General features: G+C 73.7%; 12 protein-coding genes. 5 read left to right on the forward strand and 7 right to left on the reverse strand.

The window, feature by feature from the left end; genetic code table 11:
* Positions 1-247: 247 nt before the first annotated feature.
* Complete coding sequence (locus tag ACFI33_RS00585; protein WP_036336613.1) at positions 248-1,645, reverse strand: replication-associated recombination protein A; 1,398 nt, start codon at positions 1,643-1,645, stop codon at positions 248-250.
* A 52-nt stretch (positions 1,646-1,697) separates the two neighbouring features.
* Between ACFI33_RS00585 and ACFI33_RS00590 the strand changes: the two genes are divergently transcribed.
* Positions 1,698-2,288, forward strand: a complete 591-nt coding sequence (locus ACFI33_RS00590; protein ID WP_036336615.1) for a DUF1697 domain-containing protein — start codon at positions 1,698-1,700, stop codon at positions 2,286-2,288.
* A gap of 280 nt (positions 2,289-2,568) precedes the next feature.
* Positions 2,569-3,021: a D-aminoacyl-tRNA deacylase gene (gene dtd / locus ACFI33_RS00595; protein WP_036336617.1), complete on the forward strand. Its 453-nt coding sequence runs from the start codon at positions 2,569-2,571 to the stop codon at positions 3,019-3,021.
* A gap of 140 nt (positions 3,022-3,161) precedes the next feature.
* On the opposite strand, the gene aspS is transcribed toward dtd, so the two are convergent.
* On the reverse strand, positions 3,162-4,976 hold the full coding sequence (aspS, locus tag ACFI33_RS00600) for an aspartate--tRNA ligase (RefSeq protein WP_036336619.1): 1,815 nt from the start codon (positions 4,974-4,976) through the stop codon (positions 3,162-3,164).
* A gap of 145 nt (positions 4,977-5,121) precedes the next feature.
* Between aspS and ACFI33_RS00605 the strand changes: the two genes are divergently transcribed.
* Entirely contained in the window at positions 5,122-6,423 is a 1,302-nt protein-coding gene (locus ACFI33_RS00605) for an APC family permease (RefSeq protein ID WP_060973791.1), read from the forward strand.
* 59 nt (positions 6,424-6,482) lie between these two features.
* Here ACFI33_RS00605 and hisS read toward each other — a convergent pair whose 3' ends face one another.
* Positions 6,483-7,859, reverse strand: coding sequence for a histidine--tRNA ligase (gene hisS / locus ACFI33_RS00610; protein WP_095694636.1), 1,377 nt, complete (start codon positions 7,857-7,859; stop codon positions 6,483-6,485).
* A gap of 174 nt (positions 7,860-8,033) precedes the next feature.
* On the opposite strand from hisS, the gene ACFI33_RS00615 reads away from it, so the two are divergent.
* Complete coding sequence (locus ACFI33_RS00615; RefSeq protein ID WP_095694637.1) at positions 8,034-9,572, forward strand: DUF349 domain-containing protein; 1,539 nt, start codon at positions 8,034-8,036, stop codon at positions 9,570-9,572.
* An 85-nt stretch (positions 9,573-9,657) separates the two neighbouring features.
* Entirely contained in the window at positions 9,658-10,275 is a 618-nt protein-coding gene (locus ACFI33_RS00620; protein WP_336574970.1) for a hypothetical protein, read from the forward strand.
* An 11-nt stretch (positions 10,276-10,286) separates the two neighbouring features.
* Here the strand turns inward: ACFI33_RS00620 and ACFI33_RS00625 are convergent, their stop codons facing one another.
* The 4 genes from ACFI33_RS00625 to yajC form a co-directional block, all read right to left on the reverse strand.
* Positions 10,287-12,566, reverse strand: coding sequence for a RelA/SpoT family protein (locus tag ACFI33_RS00625; protein ID WP_036340297.1), 2,280 nt, complete (start codon positions 12,564-12,566; stop codon positions 10,287-10,289).
* A gap of 136 nt (positions 12,567-12,702) precedes the next feature.
* Positions 12,703-13,743: a protein translocase subunit SecF gene (gene secF / locus ACFI33_RS00630; RefSeq protein WP_036317952.1), complete on the reverse strand. Its 1,041-nt coding sequence runs from the start codon at positions 13,741-13,743 to the stop codon at positions 12,703-12,705.
* Positions 13,740-15,566, reverse strand: coding sequence for a protein translocase subunit SecD (gene secD / locus ACFI33_RS00635; RefSeq protein WP_336574971.1), 1,827 nt, complete (start codon positions 15,564-15,566; stop codon positions 13,740-13,742). Before secD ends, secF begins: the two co-directional genes overlap by 4 nt.
* Positions 15,567-15,636: 70 nt before the next feature.
* Positions 15,637-16,074: a preprotein translocase subunit YajC gene (yajC, locus tag ACFI33_RS00640; RefSeq protein ID WP_144862042.1), complete on the reverse strand. Its 438-nt coding sequence runs from the start codon at positions 16,072-16,074 to the stop codon at positions 15,637-15,639.
* Between the last annotated feature and the right edge of the window lie 52 nt (positions 16,075-16,126).

Raw genomic sequence — 16,126 nt, forward strand, 5'->3', positions numbered from 1 at the left:
TCCGGGCGCCGGGGCGTACGGGTCAAGGGGACTCGAACCTGGCCTCCCCGCGATCCTGAGGAGAGCTGAGGGGCGTGCCGCCGCCCGTCATCCACTGATGCGCTGCGCGTCCCTCGCCCGGGCACGCGGGTGTCCCGTGGACCGTTCGAGGGGGATGCGTCCGGGGCGCAGCGCCTGCCAGACAGCGGACCACTCTACCAGAACCGGGTCGGCGCCCACGCTCTGGCGGGCGGGAGGGCGCCCGCCGTCATTCACCGCGGACGATCCGGCGCAGCGCGGCCACCTGCTCGGCGAGCCGCTTCTCGTGGCCGATGGGCTTGGGCCGGTAGTAGTCCTTCCCCACCAGCGGGTCCGGGGCGTACTGCTGACGCGCCACGGCGTGCGGCTCGTCATGGCTGTAGACGTAGCCCTGGCCGTGGCCGAGGGCTGCCGCACCGGGGTAGTGCGCGTCCCGCAGGTGCGCGGGCACCGCGCCCGTGTGGCCGGCCCGCACGTCCGCGATCGCCTCGTTCACGGCGGTGTAGCTCGCATTGGACTTCGGCGCGGTGGCCAGATGCGTCACGGCCTGCGCCAGGATGATGCGTCCCTCCGGCATGCCGATCAGCTGCACGGCCTGGGCGGTGGCCACGGCGGTCTGCAGCGCGGTCGGGTCGGCCATGCCCACGTCCTCGGACGCGGAGATGATCAGCCGCCGGGCGATGAACCGGGGGTCCTCCCCCGCCTCCAGCATCCGGGCGAGGTAGTGCATCGACGCGTCCACGTCCGATCCGCGGATGGACTTGATGAAGGCGCTGATCACGTCGTAGTGCTGGTCGCCGTCCTTGTCGTAGCGCTGGACGTGGTGGTCCATCGCCTGCGCGGCATCCTCCTCCGTGACCGCGACGGCGCCCTCCCCCGCCCGGCCGGCCTCCCGCGCCTTGTCCAGGGCGACGCCGGCCGCGGCCTCCAGCACCGTGAGCGCCCGCCGCGCGTCGCCGCCGGCCATCCGCACCAGGTAGTCCCGCGCGTCGTCCTCGAGCACCACGGCCCCGTTGAGCCCGCGCTCCTGGGTCACGGCACGGTCCAGCAGCCCGACGATGTCGTCGTCCGTGAGCGGACGCAGCGTGAGCAGCAGCGACCGGGAGAGCAGGGGTGCGATCACCGAGAAGGACGGGTTCTCCGTGGTCGCCGCCACGAGCACGACCCAGCGGTTCTCGACGCCCGGCAGCAGCGCGTCCTGCTGCGCCTTGGAGAAGCGGTGGATCTCATCGAGGAACAGGACGGTCGTGCGGCCGTAGAGGTCGCGTTCGCGCTGGGCCTGCTCCATCACCTGCCGCACGTCCTTCACGCCGGCCGTGATGGCGGACAGCTCCGTGAACGTGCGCCCGGGGGCGCGGGCGATCACGTGGGCCAGCGTCGTCTTCCCGATGCCCGGCGGCCCGTACAGGATGACCGAGCTCGGTCCCGCGGCGGAGTCCGGATCGGGCTCGGCGAGCTTGCGCAGCGGGGAGCCCGGCCGCATGAGGTGCCGCTGACCCAGCACCTCATCCAGCGTGCGCGGGCGCATGCGCACGGCCAGCGGTGCGCCGGGGTGCGGGGCGGCCACGGTGCCGGCCGGGCCGTCGTCGTCGGCCCCGGTGTGCGCGGCGCTGAAGAGGTCGTCCATCGGGTCCAGGGTAGTCCTCGGCCCGCGGGCGCGTGGGTGGCATCATGGCCGCATGAGCCCCGCCGCCCCGCGCGCCGACCACACCCACGTCCTGCTGCTGCGCGGGATCAACGTGGGCCGGAGCAACCGTGTCGGCAAGGACACGCTGATCCGCTGGGCCCAGGCCGCCGGCGGGGAGGCGGTCACGACCCACCTGGCCAGCGGCAACGTCCTGTTCCGGGCGTCCTCCGACGCGGCCGCGGAGGGCGTGCGGCAGGGGTTCGCGCGGCGGGCGCGTGAGGAGGGCGGCCTCGACGTCCCCGTGGTCCTCGTGGACGTGGGCACGCTCCGGCGCGCTCTGGAGCTGCACGACGCGCTCCCCTGGGCCGGCGGCGAGCCGAAACGCACCCAGCTCACCGTGCTCGAGGACGACCCCGCACCCGAGGCGGCCGCCGCCCTGGCCGCGCTCGACCACGGGGACGGCCGACCCGCGGGGCCGGATCGCACGGCCCTGGAGGGACGGCTGCTGTGGATGCGCTGCGCCACGGGGATCGCCGACTCCCCGCTCACCCCGGCCCGCCTCGACCGGGCGCTGGGGGTGCGCGGCACGGCCCGGAACCTCACGACGGTGCGGGTGCTCGCGGGGCTGCCGGTCAGGGACTGACCTCGGCGGACGGCACGCGGGGCGTCCGGCGCCGTCGACACCCGCGGGACACCGCGCGCTGGCCGACGGCTTCTCCGTCCACCCTGAGGGCACGTTCTCCGTGGTCGCCGTGACCTGGACCTCTGCGCTGCGGGCCTGACGTTCGTGCCGGCTGACGGGTCCCCCTCCGGCTCAGCCCCGGTGATCGTGGCCAACGAGGTCTCCGGTCCGGCCACCGTGTACGAGGTGAGCCCCGTCCGCGGGCGCGGAGCCCCGGGCGCGCCGATGGCAGGATGGCGGCATGCGTGCCGTTTGCCAGAGAGCCCAGTCCGCGTCCGTGACCGTCGACGGGAAGGTCGTCGGCTCGTTCGAGGGCGAGGGGCTGGTGATCCTGCTCGGCGTGAGCGTCGACGACACCGAGGCCGAGGCCGTGCAGCTGGCGGCGAAGATCGCCGGGCTGCGGATGCTCGACGGCGAGGTCTCACTCGTCGACGCCGGCGCGCCCGCCCTCGTGGTCAGCCAGTTCACCCTCTACGGGGACGTCCGCAAGGGACGTCGCCCGTCGTGGACCCGCTCCGCCAAGGGCGAGCAGGCGCAGCCGCTGTACGAGCGGTTCATGGCCGAGCTGGAGTCCTCGGGCGTGCGCGTGGAGCGCGGGGTGTTCGGCGCGATGATGGACGTCTCCCTCACCAACTCCGGGCCGTTCACGCTGATCGTGGACTCAGACGAGCTGTCCGGGCCACGGCGCGGCTGAAGCCTGCTCGCAGCACGCCGTCCGTCCTGGATCTGTTGCGGAGACGACCCTTCCGGCTCCTCAGACGAGGCCCGGAAGGGTCGTTTCCGCAGCTGATTCCCCGCACCCGCCCCGATGGCGTGGCCCGCCGCGGGCCCGGGTCAGGCCTCCGACTCGGCCTCGGCCTGCTTCGGCTCCGGCTGCGCGTCGACGCCGGCCTCCTTGCGCTGCTGGGCGGTGATGGGCGCCGGTGCGCCCGTCAGCGGGTCGAAGCCGCCGCCGGTCTTCGGGAACGCGATGACCTCGCGGATCGAGTCGGTGCCGGCCAGCAGGGCGACCACGCGGTCCCAGCCGAACGCGATGCCGCCGTGCGGCGGGGCACCGTACTTGAAGCCCTCGAGCAGGAAGCCGAACTTCTCGTTCGCCTCCTCCGGGGACAGGCCCATGACCTCGAACACGCGCTCCTGCACGTCCCGACGGTGGATGCGGATGGAGCCGCCGCCGATCTCGTTGCCGTTGCACACGATGTCGTACGCGTAGGCCAGGGCCGAGCCCGGGTCGGCGTCGAAGGTGTCCGCGAACTCCGGCTTGGGCGAGGTGAACGCGTGGTGCACGGCGGTCCAGGCGCCCGCGCCCACGGCGACGTCGCCCGAGGCCACGGCGTCGGCCGCCGGCTCGAACATCGGCGCGTCCACGACCCACACGAACGCCCAGTCGGCGTCCTTCGCGGCCACGCCGTCACCGGCATCGGTGAACAGCCCGCAGCGACGGCCGATCTCCACGCGGGCCGCACCCAGCAGCGCGCGGGACTCCTTCGGCTTCCCGGCGGCGAAGAACACGCAGTCGCCCGGGTTCGCGCCCACGGCGGCGGCCAGCCCGGCCTTCTCCTCCTCGGAGATGTTCTTGGACACCGGGCCGGTCAGCTCGCCGTCCTCCTGGATGAGCACGTAGGCCAGGCCCTTGGCGCCGCGCTGCTTGGCCCACTCCTGCCACGCGTCGAGGGTGCGGCGGGCCTGGGAGGCGCCGCCCGGCATCACGACGGCGCCCACGTACTCGTTCTGGAACACGCGGAACGGGGTGTCCTTGAAGTACTCGGTCAGGTCCGTCAGCTCGAGGCCGAAGCGCAGGTCCGGCTTGTCCGAGCCGTACTTCTCCATCGCCTCGGCGTAGGTCATGCGGCGGATCGGCGTCGGCACGTCCACACCGACGAGGGCCCACAGGGCCTTGACGATCTTCTCGCCGAGGGCGATCACGTCGTCCTGCTCCACGAAGGAGGCCTCGATGTCCAGCTGGGTGAACTCGGGCTGACGGTCCGCGCGGAAGTCCTCGTCGCGGTAGCAGCGGGCGATCTGGTAGTACTTCTCGATCCCGCCCACCTGCAGCAGCTGCTTGAACAGCTGCGGCGACTGCGGCAGGGCGTACCAGGAGCCGGGAGCCAGGCGGGCCGGGACGAGGAAGTCGCGGGCGCCCTCCGGCGTCGAGCGCGTGAGAGTCGGGGTCTCGACCTCCACGAAGCCCTCGCCGTGCAGCAGCTCGCGCGCCGTCCGGTTGACCTCGGAGCGCAGGCGCATGATGCGCGAGGGCTGCGGGCGGCGCAGGTCCAGGTAGCGGTGGCGCAGCCGGGCCTCCTCGCCGACCTCCACGTGCTCGTCCACCTGGAACGGCAGCGCGGCGGCGGTGTTGAGCACCGTCACGGTCTCCGCGATCAGCTCGATCTCGCCGGAGGGCAGGTTCGGGTTCTCGTTGCCCTCGGGGCGGCGCTCGACCGTGCCGGTGACCTGCAGAACCCACTCGTTGCGCAGCGGGTCGAAGTCCGCCTCGTCCCGCACCACAACCTGGGCGAAGCCCGAGGCGTCGCGCAGGTCCACGAAGGCCACGCCGCCGTGGTCTCGCCGCCGCGCCACCCAGCCGGTGACGGTGACGGTCTGGCCGATGAGCGAGGCGTTGAGCTCGCCGAGGGAGTGGGTGCGCAGCACGAGGATCCTCTCCGTCCGGTCGCCGGACGATGTGCGGGGTTCATGTGATGGTCGACGCCGTGTGATACGCCTGCGGGGCGGGCGCGCGCCGTTCCCGTCAGTCTAGTGCCCCGTCCACACTGCCCCAGCCCAGGAGGACCCCGTCATGACCGCCGCCCTGCAGCGCCGCCTGACCCTGCTCCACGCCGTCGCGATCGGCCTCGGCTCGATGATCGGCGCGGGCGTGTTCACCGCGATCGGCCTGGCGGCCGCGCTCACCGGCGGCCACCCCGGCCTGCTGTACGGGGCCCTGGCGGTCGCGGCCGTCGCGGCCCTGTGCAACGCCCTGTCCACGGCGCAGCTGGCCACCGTCCACCCCGAGTCCGGCGGCGCCTACGTCTACGGCCGGCGGCAGCTGCACCCGTGGGCCGGCTTCGTCGCCGGCTGGGGCTTCGTCACGGGCAAGACCGCGTCGGTGGCCGCGATGGCGGCCACCCTCGGCCTGTACCTCTTCCCCGACGACGCCGCCGCGGCCCGGTGGACGGGCGTGGCCGCCGTCGTCGTGCTCACCGGGGTGGCGATGGCGGGCGTGACGCGGACCGCGCAGGCGACGTTGGCGATCCTCGTGCCCGTGCTCGCCGTGCTCGTGTTGGCCATCGGCGCAGGCCTGGCGCGCGAGGCCCCCGGGGGCTCGGCCGCGGCGCTCGGCGTCGACTCCCCCGTGCAGGGCGTGCTCATGGGCGCGGGCGTCCTGTTCTTCGCGTTCGCCGGCTACGCGCGCGTGGCCACCATGGGTGAGGAGGTCATCGACCCCGCACGCACGATCCCGCGCGCCATCCTGATCGCCCTCGCCGTGACCGTGGCGCTGTACCTGCTGCTCGCCACGGCGCTGATCTCGGGCCTCGGGACCTCCGGGCTGGCCCGGTCCCCGGCGCCCGTGCGCGACCTGCTCGAGACCGCCCTGGGCTCCGGCTGGGGCTGGGTGGCGGTGGCCGGCGCCGCCCTCGCCGCGGCCGGGGCCATGCTCAACCTGCTGACGGGCATCTCCCGCACCGCCCTGGCCATGGCCCGCGAGTCCGACCTGCCCCGCCCCCTGGCACGGGTCCATGCGGGGACCGGCACGCCGTGGACGGCTCAGCTGACGGTGGCCGCGGCCGTGATCCTGCTCCTGCTCACCACGGACATCCTCACCGTGGTGGGCTTCAGCTCGTTCGGCGTGCTCGTCTACTACGCGGTGGCGAACCTGTCCGCCCTGACCCTGCGCGGGGACGACGACGGCCGCCGCCCGGCCCGGCCGCGCCCGCTGCGCCCGCTGCGCGTGCCCCGCGCCGTCAACGTCCTCGGCCTGGCCCTGTGCCTGCTGCTCGCCCTCAGCCTGCCGCCGATGTCCGTGGCCGCGATGGCGGGCGTGTTCCTGATCGGGGTGGGCGGGCGCGCGTTCGTGCGGGCCGGGCGCCGGGGCCGGTGAACCGACGCGCGGACGGGTGTCGGCGTCGCGCGCCGGGGCCGGCGCAGCGGTCCGCCCGCTCAGTCCTGCGCGCGGGCGACCTGCGGCAGCAGGTCCTCGGCCGGCGGGGTCCAGTCGGCCGGGTCCGCGGCGTGCTGCTCGCCGGAGCGGATGTCCTTGACCTCGTGGACCCGCGCGCCGGCATCGTCCCGGCCCATGAACCAGACGAACGGGATGCCGCGGCGATCCGCGTACTTGATCTGCTTGCCGAACTTCTCCGCGGACACCGCGACCTCCGCGGGGATGCCGCGCTGTCGCAGCAGGGCCGCGACGTCCTGGGCCTCGGACCAGTCCTCGTCCGCCGTCAGCGCCACGTACACCGCGGTCGGCACGGAGCGGGAGGCCACGGCCATCTGCTGGGACAGCATGCGCATCACCAGCCGCGTCACGCCGATGGACAGCCCGACACCGGGGAACACGCGGTTCCCCTTGGACGCGAGCGCGTCGTAGCGGCCGCCCGAGCAGATCGAGCCGAGCTGCTCGTGGCCCACCAGGACGGTCTCGTAGACGGTGCCCGTGTAGTAGTCCAGGCCGCGCGCGATGGACAGGTCCGCCACGGCGCGCCCGGGGGCGCGGCGGTGCAGGGTGGCGACGACGTCGGCCAGCTCGGTCAGCCCCTCCTCGAGCAGCTCGTGGGTCACCCCCAGGGCGCGGACCCGCTCGACGAACGAGGCGTCCGACGTGCGGATGTCCGCCAGGGCCAGCGCCTGCGCAGCCTGCTCGGGGCTCGCGCCGACCTCCTCCTGGAGCAGCCGCGCGACCTCCTCCGGGCCGACCTTCTCCAGCTTGTCGATGCTGCGCAGCACGCCGGCGGTGTCCTCCAGGCCGATGCCCCGGTAGAAGCCCTCGGCGAGCTTGCGGTTGTTCACGCGGATGAGGAAGTCGCCGATCGGCAGGGCGCCGAGCGCCTCGGCCATCACGAGTGCGACGTCGGCGTCGTACCGGGGCGAGAGGGCGCCGTCGCCGACGACGTCGATGTCCGCCTGGGTGAACTCGCGGGCGCGGCCCTCCTGAGGGCGCTCCCCGCGCCAGACCTTCTGCATCTGGTAGCGACGGAAGGGGAAGGCGAGGTGGCCGGCGTTCTCCACGACGTAGCGGGCGAACGGCACGGTGAGGTCGAAGTGCAGGGCCAGGCGCTTGGGGTCGGCCGGGTCCTTGGGATCGCGCCGGCCCGCGGCGACCTCCTCGTCCTCGGCCAGGCGGGAGACCGCGTAGACCTCCTTGTCCACCTCGCCCTTGCGCAGCAGCTGGCCCAGGGTCTCCACGGCACGGGTCTCGATGCCGGCGAACCCGTGCAGCTCGAAGGTCCGCCGCAGCGTGTCGAGCACGTGCTGCTCCACGAGCCGCTCGGCGGGCAGCCACTCGTGGAAACCGGACAGGGAGGCCTTGCGGGACATGGCGATCCTTCGAGACGACGACGGCGGGGACGCGCGACGGTCCCCCGCCGGCGCACCGGCCCATTCTAGGCGCGGGCGCTGTCCGGCCCGGTACGCTGGCCCTGTTCGTGTCCATCCCGACCGGCCGCATCCCTCGACGACTGCGTGCCGGCGCAGTCAGGGAGAGTTCCAGCGGTGACCAATCACATGCAGCCCGACGACCAGCAGTCCCCCGCCACCGAGGCCGCCCCCGCGTCGGCCGAGGCCGCCGAGCCGACCGTGCCCGCCGAGGCCCGGCCCGTCCCCGAGGTCGTCCCCGACGCGCCGGCGCACGGTGATTCCTCCCAGCCCGCCGAGGCGCCCGCCGTGCCCTCCCCGGCCGCGATGAAGAAGGCCAGCCCGGCCGCCGTGCGCCCCGCGACGCCCGCCGCCGCGTCCGCCGCCCCGACCCCCGTCGTGGCCCCGACCGTGCCGCCCACCCCGGTGGAGGAGGCCGCCAGGTTCGCCCGGGTGAGCGAGGACGGCCACGTCACGCTGCTGGACGGGCAGGAGGAGCACGCGGTCGGCCAGGTGCCGGACGCGAGCACCGAGGACGCGCTGGCGTACTTCGTGCGCAAGTACGACGACGTGCGCGCCCAGATGGCCCTGTTCGAGCAGCGCATCGCCGCCGGCGCCCCCTCGAGTGAGCTGGGCCGGGCGCTGGGTCAGATGACGACCGCGGTGAACGAGCGCCACATGGTCGGCGACATGGACGCCCTCCGCACCCGCCTGGCGGCCCTGGAGACCCTCCTGGGCGACTACCGCGCCGCGGAACAGGAGGCCCGGCAGGCCGCCCAGGCCGAGCAGCTGGCCACCCGCGAGGCCATCGTCGCCGAGGCCGAGACCTTCGCCCAGACCCCGGCCGAGCGGATGCCCTGGAAGACCGCGTCCAAGCGCATGACGGAGCTGTTCGAGGAGTGGAAGGCCGCCCAGAAGGCCGGTCCGCGTCTGGCCAAGTCGGTCGAGGACGACCTGTGGAAGCGCTTCCGCGGCGCCCGCACCGCGTTCGACAAGACCCGCCGCGCCCACTTCTCCCGGCTGGACGCCGCCTCGGCCGAGGCCAAGCAGGTCAAGGAGCGTCTCATCGCCCGTGCCGAGGAGCTGTCCACCTCCACCGACTGGGGCGTGACCGCCGGCAAGTACCGCGACCTGATGGACGAGTGGAAGCGCGCCCCCCGGGCCTCCCGCAAGGAGGACGACGCCCTCTGGGCCCGCTTCCGCGCCGCCCAGGACGTCTTCTTCGCCGCCCGCAAGGCCGCGAACCAGGAGATCGACCGCGAGTACGGGGCCAACCTGAAGGTGAAGGAGCAGATCCTCGCCGACGGCCAGAAGCTGCTCCCGTTCACGGACGTCAAGGCCGGACGGCGCGCGCTCAACGAGCTGCGCGGGCGGTGGGAGGATGCCGGCCGCGTGCCCCGCGGGGACGTCCGCCGGATGGAGGAGGGCTTCCGCAAGCTCGAGGACGCCCTCAAGCAGGCGGAGAACGAGCACTGGCGCCGCACCGACCCGGAGACCAAGGCCCGCACGAACTCCGCCCTCACGCAGCTCGAGGAGACCATCGCGGGGCTCGAGGCGGATCTCGCCCGGGCCCAGGCCCGGGGCGACCAGCGCGCCGTCAAGAAGGCCCAGGAGGCGCTCGACGCGCGCCTGCAGTGGAAGCAGGCCCTCGAGGCCTCGGCCTCCGAGCTCCGCTGAGCCCCACCCGTCTCGAGCACGCCCCCGCGGCCCGCCTGTCCACAGGCGGCCGCGGGGGCGTCCCCGTCTCTGGCAGGATCCGGGCATGACGACCGTGACGATCGAGGAGACCGCCCCGACCGGGGCACTCGTGCTGGCGGGCGACCCCTTCACGGAGCCGGAGCTGCAGGCGCTCGGCGCGCGGGGCGCCGTGCGGCCGCTGCTGCCCGGGGTGTGGGCGCGGCCGGACGCCGCGGACGATCCCGCGGTCCGGGCCGCTGCCCTGTGGACCCTCGGCGGCCCGCTCCTGGCCGCCGGCTGGACCGCGATCGGCCCGTCGGCGGCCTGGATCCTGGCCGGCGGCGCGGCGCCCGGGCGGCTGCACGCGGCCGTGCCGCACTTCCACCGGCGCCCCGCCGGCGGGGGCCTGCTGCCCTGGACGCTCACGCAGTCGGACGTCGCGGCCGATGCCACGGGCGTCGCCCCCGCCGAACAGGACGTGCTCCGCTTCGGCCCCGTGCGGGTCACCACGCCCGCCCGGACGGTCGAAGACCTGCTGCTCAGCGCCGACCCGGATGCGGCGCGGCGCGCGGCTGCCGTGATCGGCGCCCACGGCGCCGCCGGGCTGCGGGAGCGGCTGGCCCGCCGGACCCGCCGCGCCGGCGTCGTGGCGGCCCGGCGCCGGCTGGGCGCGCTGCTGACGGCGCTGGACGTCCCCGACTGAGGCCGGGAGGCTCAGGTGCGGTGCACGTCGAACACGCCGTCGATGCGGCGCACCGCGTCGATCACGTGGCCGAGGAACCGGGGGTCGCCCATCTCGAAGACGAACCGGCTCATCGCCACGCGGTCGCGGGTGGTGTTCACGGAGGCCGAGAGGATGTTCACGTGGTTCTCGGAGAGGACCCGTGTGACGTCGGAGAGCAGCGACTTGCGGTCCAGCGCCTCGATCTGGATCTCGACCAGGTAGACGGTGTCCCTCGACGGCGCCCAGCTGACCGGGGTGTGGCGCTCCGGCTCCTGCGCGAGCAGGGTCGCCAGGTTCGGACAGTCGACCCGGTGCACGGAGACCCCGGAGCCGCGGGTGACGAACCCGTCGATGGCATCCGGCGGCACCGGGTTGCAGCACCGGGCCAGCTTGGCCATGACACCGCCGTCGCCGTCCACGAGCACGCCGGCGTCGTTGGTGGCCCGCGCGGGGGCGCGCCGCGCCTGAGCCGGGACCAGCTCCTGCAGGTCCACCTCGCCGACGGTCAGTTCGCCCTCCGGCTCGGCCTGCGTCGGCGTCGGCGGAGCGAGGCGCTCCGCGACGCGTTCCTGCACGGACTGCGCGGACACGTGACCGTCGCCGAGGGCCACGAACAGCCCGTCGAGGTCCGCGTAGCCGAGATCCGTGGCCAGCTGCACCAGCTCCTCGCCGCCGAGCACGTGCTGCACGGTCATGCCGGCCTTGCGCAGCTGACGGGTCAGCGACTCGCGTCCCCGGTCGGCCTGCTCGCCGCGGCGCTGCGTGGCGAAGTGGTGACGGATCTTGGACCGGGCCCGTGGCGAGACCACGAAGCCCAGCCAGTCCCGGCTCGGGCCCGCGTCCTCGGCGCGCGAGGTGAAGACCTCCACGGTGTCGCCGTGGCTCAGCGGCGTGGACAGCGGGACGAGCTTGCCGTTGACCCGGGCACCGATGGTGCGGTGGCCGACGTCGGTGTGGATGGCGTAGGCGAAGTCCACGGGCGTGGAGCCGGCGGGCAGGGTGCGGATCTCCCCCTTCGGCGTGAAGACGTACACCTCGTCCGCCCCGATCTGGGTGCGCAGCGAGGCGAGGAACTCGTCCGGGTCCCGGGTGTCCGCCTGCCAGTCCATCACCGAGCGCAGCCAGGCCGGCGTGGCCTGCACCGGCGCCTGGCCCGCGGCCTGGGCCTTGTACCGCCAGTGCGCGGCGACGCCGTACTCGGCCTGGCGGTGCATCTCCTGCGTGCGGATCTGGATCTCCACCGGCTTGCCGCCCGGCACCATCACCGTGGTGTGCAGGGAGCGGTACATGTTCAGCTTCGGGACCGCGATGTAGTCCTTGAACCGACCCGGGACCGGGTTCCAGCGGGCGTGGATCGCGCCGAGCACGGCGTAGCAGTCACGCACGGAGTCCACGAGCACCCGGATGCCCGTCAGGTCGTGGATGTCGTCGAAGTCCTTCCCGCGCGTCACCATCTTCTGGTAGATCGAGTAGTAGTGCTTCGGCCGTCCGGTGACGGTCGCCCGGATCCGGTGCTCGCGCAGATGATCCTCGATCACGGTGCGCAGCGCCGCGATGTGCTTCTCCCGCTCCGGGTTCCGCTCCCCCACGAGGCGCACGATCTCCGCGTACATCTTGGGCTTGAGGGCGGCGAAGGAGAGGTCCTCGAGCTCCCACTTGACGGTGTTCATGCCGAGCCGGTGGGCCAGCGGGGCGTAGATGTCCAGGGTCTCCTGGGCCTTGCGCGCGCTGGACTCCGGGGAGACGTACCGCCACGTCCGCGCGTTGTGCAGCCGGTCGGCGAGCTTGATGAGCAGGACGTTCACGTCCTGGGCCATCGCGATGACCATCTTGCGCACGGTCTCGGCCTGCGCCGCGGCGCCGTAGGTCACCTTGTCCAGCTTGGTCACGCCGTCCACGAGGAGGGCGACGTCGGAGCCGAAGTCGGCGCGCAGGCGCTCCAGGGAGTAGTCCGTGTCCTCGACGGTGTCGTGCAGCAGGGCCGCCAGGAGGGTCGGGCCGGTCACGCCGATCTCGGCGAGGATCGTGGCGACCGCGACGGGGTGGGTGATGTACGGGTCCCCGGAGCGCCGCATCTGCCCCTCGTGTGCCGCGCGGGCGACCTCGAAGGCGCGGACGATGTCGGCCAGCTCGGTCTTGGTGGCTCGCTGCCGCACCGTGCGCATCAGCGGCTCGAGCAGGGGCGAGTACTCGGTGGCGTGCCGGCCGGTCAGGCGTGCGATCCGGCCGCGGGGCCGGACCGGGACGGGAGTGGGGTCCTGCTCGCTCATGGGCCACGCCTCCTGACTCGTGCGGCCCCGACCGCTCCGGCCGGGATGATCGGCGAGTCTACCCGCGCCCGTCCCGCCCCGCCCCAGAAAGACCGCCGGGCCCGGTGGCAGGTGCACCGGAGCCGCAGCGGCTCCGTCAGAGTCGCGCGCCGTCGTCCCAGGGGGCGACGTCGGGATCGGTGACCGCCTCTGAGGCACGCTCCCGGGCGGCGCGGGCCGCGGCCCGGGCGTCGTGGTCGCGCACGTCCGGGTCGTTGCGGCGCAGCAGGGCGTACAGCGGCGCCTGGAGGAACAGGGTGGACAGGGTGCCCACGATGATGCCCACGAACAGCGCGAGCGCGATGTCCCGCAGCGTGCCGGCACCGAGCAGCCCCGCGCCGATGAACAGGATCGAGCCGACCGGCAGGATGCCGACGACGGAGGTCGTGATGGACCGGACGAGCGTCTGGTTCACCGCGAGGTTCACGTTCTCGACGAAGGAGCGCTCCGGGTCCTCCTCGGCCCCGATCGTGTTCTCGCGGATCTTGTCGAAGACCACCACGGTGTCGTAGAGCGCGTACGACAGGATCGTGAGGAAGCCGATGATGGCCGACGGCGTGATCTCGAAGCCGGTGGCGCCGTAGATGCCGGCGGTCAGCGCGACCACGTAGAGCATGCCGAGCACGGCGGCCAGGGACATCTTCCAGGTGCGGAAGTACACGGCCATGAACAGGGTCACGAGCACCACGAAGATCACCAGGCCGATCAGGGCCTGCTGCGACACCGCGGCGCCCCAGGTCGGCCCCACGAAGGTCGAGGTCACCTGGTCCTGGCCGACGCCGTAGGCCTCCTGCAGGTTCGCGGCCACGGCTCGGGTCTGGGCGTCGTCGAGCTGCTCGGTCTGGACGCGCACGGTGCCCGGGGCGACGTTCGTGACGGTGGCGTGGCCGTCGGCCAGCACGTCGGTCACGGCGCGCTCGCCCGCGGCCACGTCGGTGGAGGCCGTCTGCGAGACGGTGAACTCGGAGCCGCCCCGGAACTCGATGCCGAGGTTGAAGCCACCGCGGAGGGCGGTCAGGCCGCCGGCGAGGACGAGCAGCAGGGCGGCGAGGGCGAACCACCGCCGCCAGCGCTGGATGAACGGGTAGGAGATGCGGCCCGAGTAGAGGGCGTTGCCCCAGTCGGCGAAGCGGTTCACTGGTCCTCCTCCTGGCGGCGTCGCTCGGCGCGGCGTCGCTCGGCGATCGTCATGGGCGGCGCGGTGCGCGAGCGGCGGCCGCCCCGGGCGGACGAGCCCGCGCGGGGGGCGCCCGTCGCGGCGAGCGGGCGCGGGGCGTCGGCGGCCGCCGCGTCGTCGGCGTCGGCCGGCTCGTCGGAGGCCTCCGCCGGGAGCCCGGTGCGGGGGGCGTGGGCGGGCTCGCGGAAGCGCCCGGCGCCCTGGTACAGGGACGGCCCGCCCAACAGCGACGGGTCCAGTCCGGACATCGGGTGTCCCTCGCCCACGAAGCGGGTCTGGGCCAACAGCACCATGAGCGGGTGGGTGAACATGAACACCACGATCAGGTCGGCGATCGCGGTGAGGCCGAGGGTGAACGCGAAGCCGCGCACGTTGCCGACGGCCACGAAGTACAGCACGACGGCGGCCAGCAGGTTCACGGCCTTGGACGCGGTGATCGTCCGCCGGGCGCGCTTCCAGCCCTCGTGCACGGCGACGGGCACGGTGTGGCCCGCGCGCAGCTCGTCCTTGATGCGTTCGAAGTAGACGATGAACGAGTCCGCCGTCAGACCGATCGCCACGATGAGCCCGGCGATGCCCGCGAGGGACAGGCGGTAGTTGTCCGTCCAGCCCAGGATCGCGATGGTCAGCCACGTCAGCACGCCCGCCACGATGATCGAGGCGAAGGTCAGCAGGCCCAGGGCCCGATACTGGAAGAACTGGTACACGGCCACGAGGCCGAGGCCGATCAGGCCGGCGATCAGGCCCCAGAAGAGCTGGTCCCGGCCGAGCGTGGCGGAGATCTGCTGCTCGGACTCGATCGAGAAGGAGATCGGCAGGGAGCCGTAGTTGAGCTGCTCGGCCAACTGCGCCGTCGTCTGCTCGTTCAGGGTGGGGCCGCTGATCTGCGCGCTGCCGTTGGTGATGACCACGTTGGACTGCGGCGCGGAGATCACGTCCCCGTCCAGCAGGATCGCGAACTGCTTGCGCGGGTCGCCCTCGGGGTACGGGGTGAGCTTCTGGGTGACCTCCGTGAAGGCCTTGGTGCCCTCCTCGTCGAACTCGATGTTGACGACCCACTGGTTGGTGGAGACGCCGCTCTGGGCCTGGGCCATGCCGTTGGACGCGCCCTTGATCTGGGTGCCCGGGATGACCACGGGGCCCAGGATGTACTTCTGGGCCGACGTGACGGCGCCGTCGGCGAGCTCCTCGGAGGGCTGGCAGGCGACGATCGCCCGGTCGGACGGCGGCGGGGGCGCGGCCGGGTCCCGCGGGGCGGTGCAGTCCGTGGCCTGGAACTCGGCCAGCAGGGCCGGGGTGACCCAGTTCGGGTCGTAGGCGTCGGCCGGCTCGCCGTCGGGCTTCGGCAGCTGGTCTTCGGGCAGGCGCTGGTCCTCGGGGGTGGCCTCCCCCGGGCCGGACTGCAGCACGGGGCGGAACTGCATGTCCGCGGACGCCTGGATCAGCCGGCGGGTCTCCTCGTCCGGGACCCCGGGCAGGGAGACGACCACGTTCTGGGAGCCCTGCGTGGCGACCTCCGCCTCGGCCACGCCGGAGCCGTCCACACGCTGGCGGATGATCTCCACGGCCTGGTCCAGCTGCTCGGGGGTGACGGACTCGCCCGTCGAGGTCTCGGGGGCCAGCACCATCTGCGTGCCGCCCTCGAGGTCGAGGGCGAGCTTGGGAGCCCAGGAGGCCGCGCCGGAGGCCACGCCCCCGCCGAGGATCGCGGCCAGGACCACGAGGAGGGCGGCCAGCCAGGTCAGGGTGCGCCCGGCGGAGCCGGAGGGTGTTCTCTTCGCCATTGCTCAGGTGCTTCCGTCACATCCGAGCGGCCCCGCCAGGCGGGGCCGCGTGTGCAGGGGTGGGTGGGCCTCAGGCCAGGTCGTCGCGGCGCGGACGCGGGTCGGCGTCGTCGGCGCGGTACTCGGTGCCGGGGGCGTCATCCCGACGCGACGGGTCCGTGGTGGGCGCGGCGGCCGCGGCGGCCGTCTCGGGCTCCACGACGGTGGTGATGCCCTGCAGGTGCACGTCCATGCGCGTGCCCGGGGCGGTCTCCAGCGTCACCCGCTGGGCCTCGGCGTCCACGGCCACGACGGTGCCGAAGATGCCGGCGCCGGTCATGACCTCGAGGCCCGGGGCGAGGGTGCTGCGCATCTGCGCCTGCTGCTGCTGCATCTTCTTGCCCTTGCGGAAGGAGAGGAAGAGCATCACCGCGAGCAGGGCGAAGGCGAAGAGCATGAGCAAGCTGCCACCGCCTCCCTGGGCCTGCTGGGCGATCACGGGCAGGGTCGCGGCGGTGGCGACGGGCATGGGGGACTCCTGATGCTCGGGGTGGGCGGGCCTGTCCAGTGTAGGGGCCCGC

The organism is Micrococcus sp. PSi08 (assembly GCF_054960655.1).

Coding starts and splice junctions, on each gene's coding strand:
- ACFI33_RS00620 (WP_336574970.1), top strand. CDS start 9,658: ATGACGACCGTGACGATCGAGGAGACCGCCCCGACCGGGGCACTCGTG.
- hisS (WP_095694636.1), bottom strand. CDS start 7,859: ATGTCCCGCAAGGCCTCCCTGTCCGGTTTCCACGAGTGGCTGCCCGCC.
- ACFI33_RS00585 (WP_036336613.1), bottom strand. CDS start 1,645: ATGGACGACCTCTTCAGCGCCGCGCACACCGGGGCCGACGACGACGGC.
- ACFI33_RS00625 (WP_036340297.1), bottom strand. CDS start 12,566: ATGAGCGAGCAGGACCCCACTCCCGTCCCGGTCCGGCCCCGCGGCCGG.
- secD (WP_336574971.1), bottom strand. CDS start 15,566: ATGGCGAAGAGAACACCCTCCGGCTCCGCCGGGCGCACCCTGACCTGG.
- ACFI33_RS00605 (WP_060973791.1), top strand. CDS start 5,122: ATGACCGCCGCCCTGCAGCGCCGCCTGACCCTGCTCCACGCCGTCGCG.
- ACFI33_RS00590 (WP_036336615.1), top strand. CDS start 1,698: ATGAGCCCCGCCGCCCCGCGCGCCGACCACACCCACGTCCTGCTGCTG.
- dtd (WP_036336617.1), top strand. CDS start 2,569: ATGCGTGCCGTTTGCCAGAGAGCCCAGTCCGCGTCCGTGACCGTCGAC.
- yajC (WP_144862042.1), bottom strand. CDS start 16,074: ATGCCCGTCGCCACCGCCGCGACCCTGCCCGTGATCGCCCAGCAGGCC.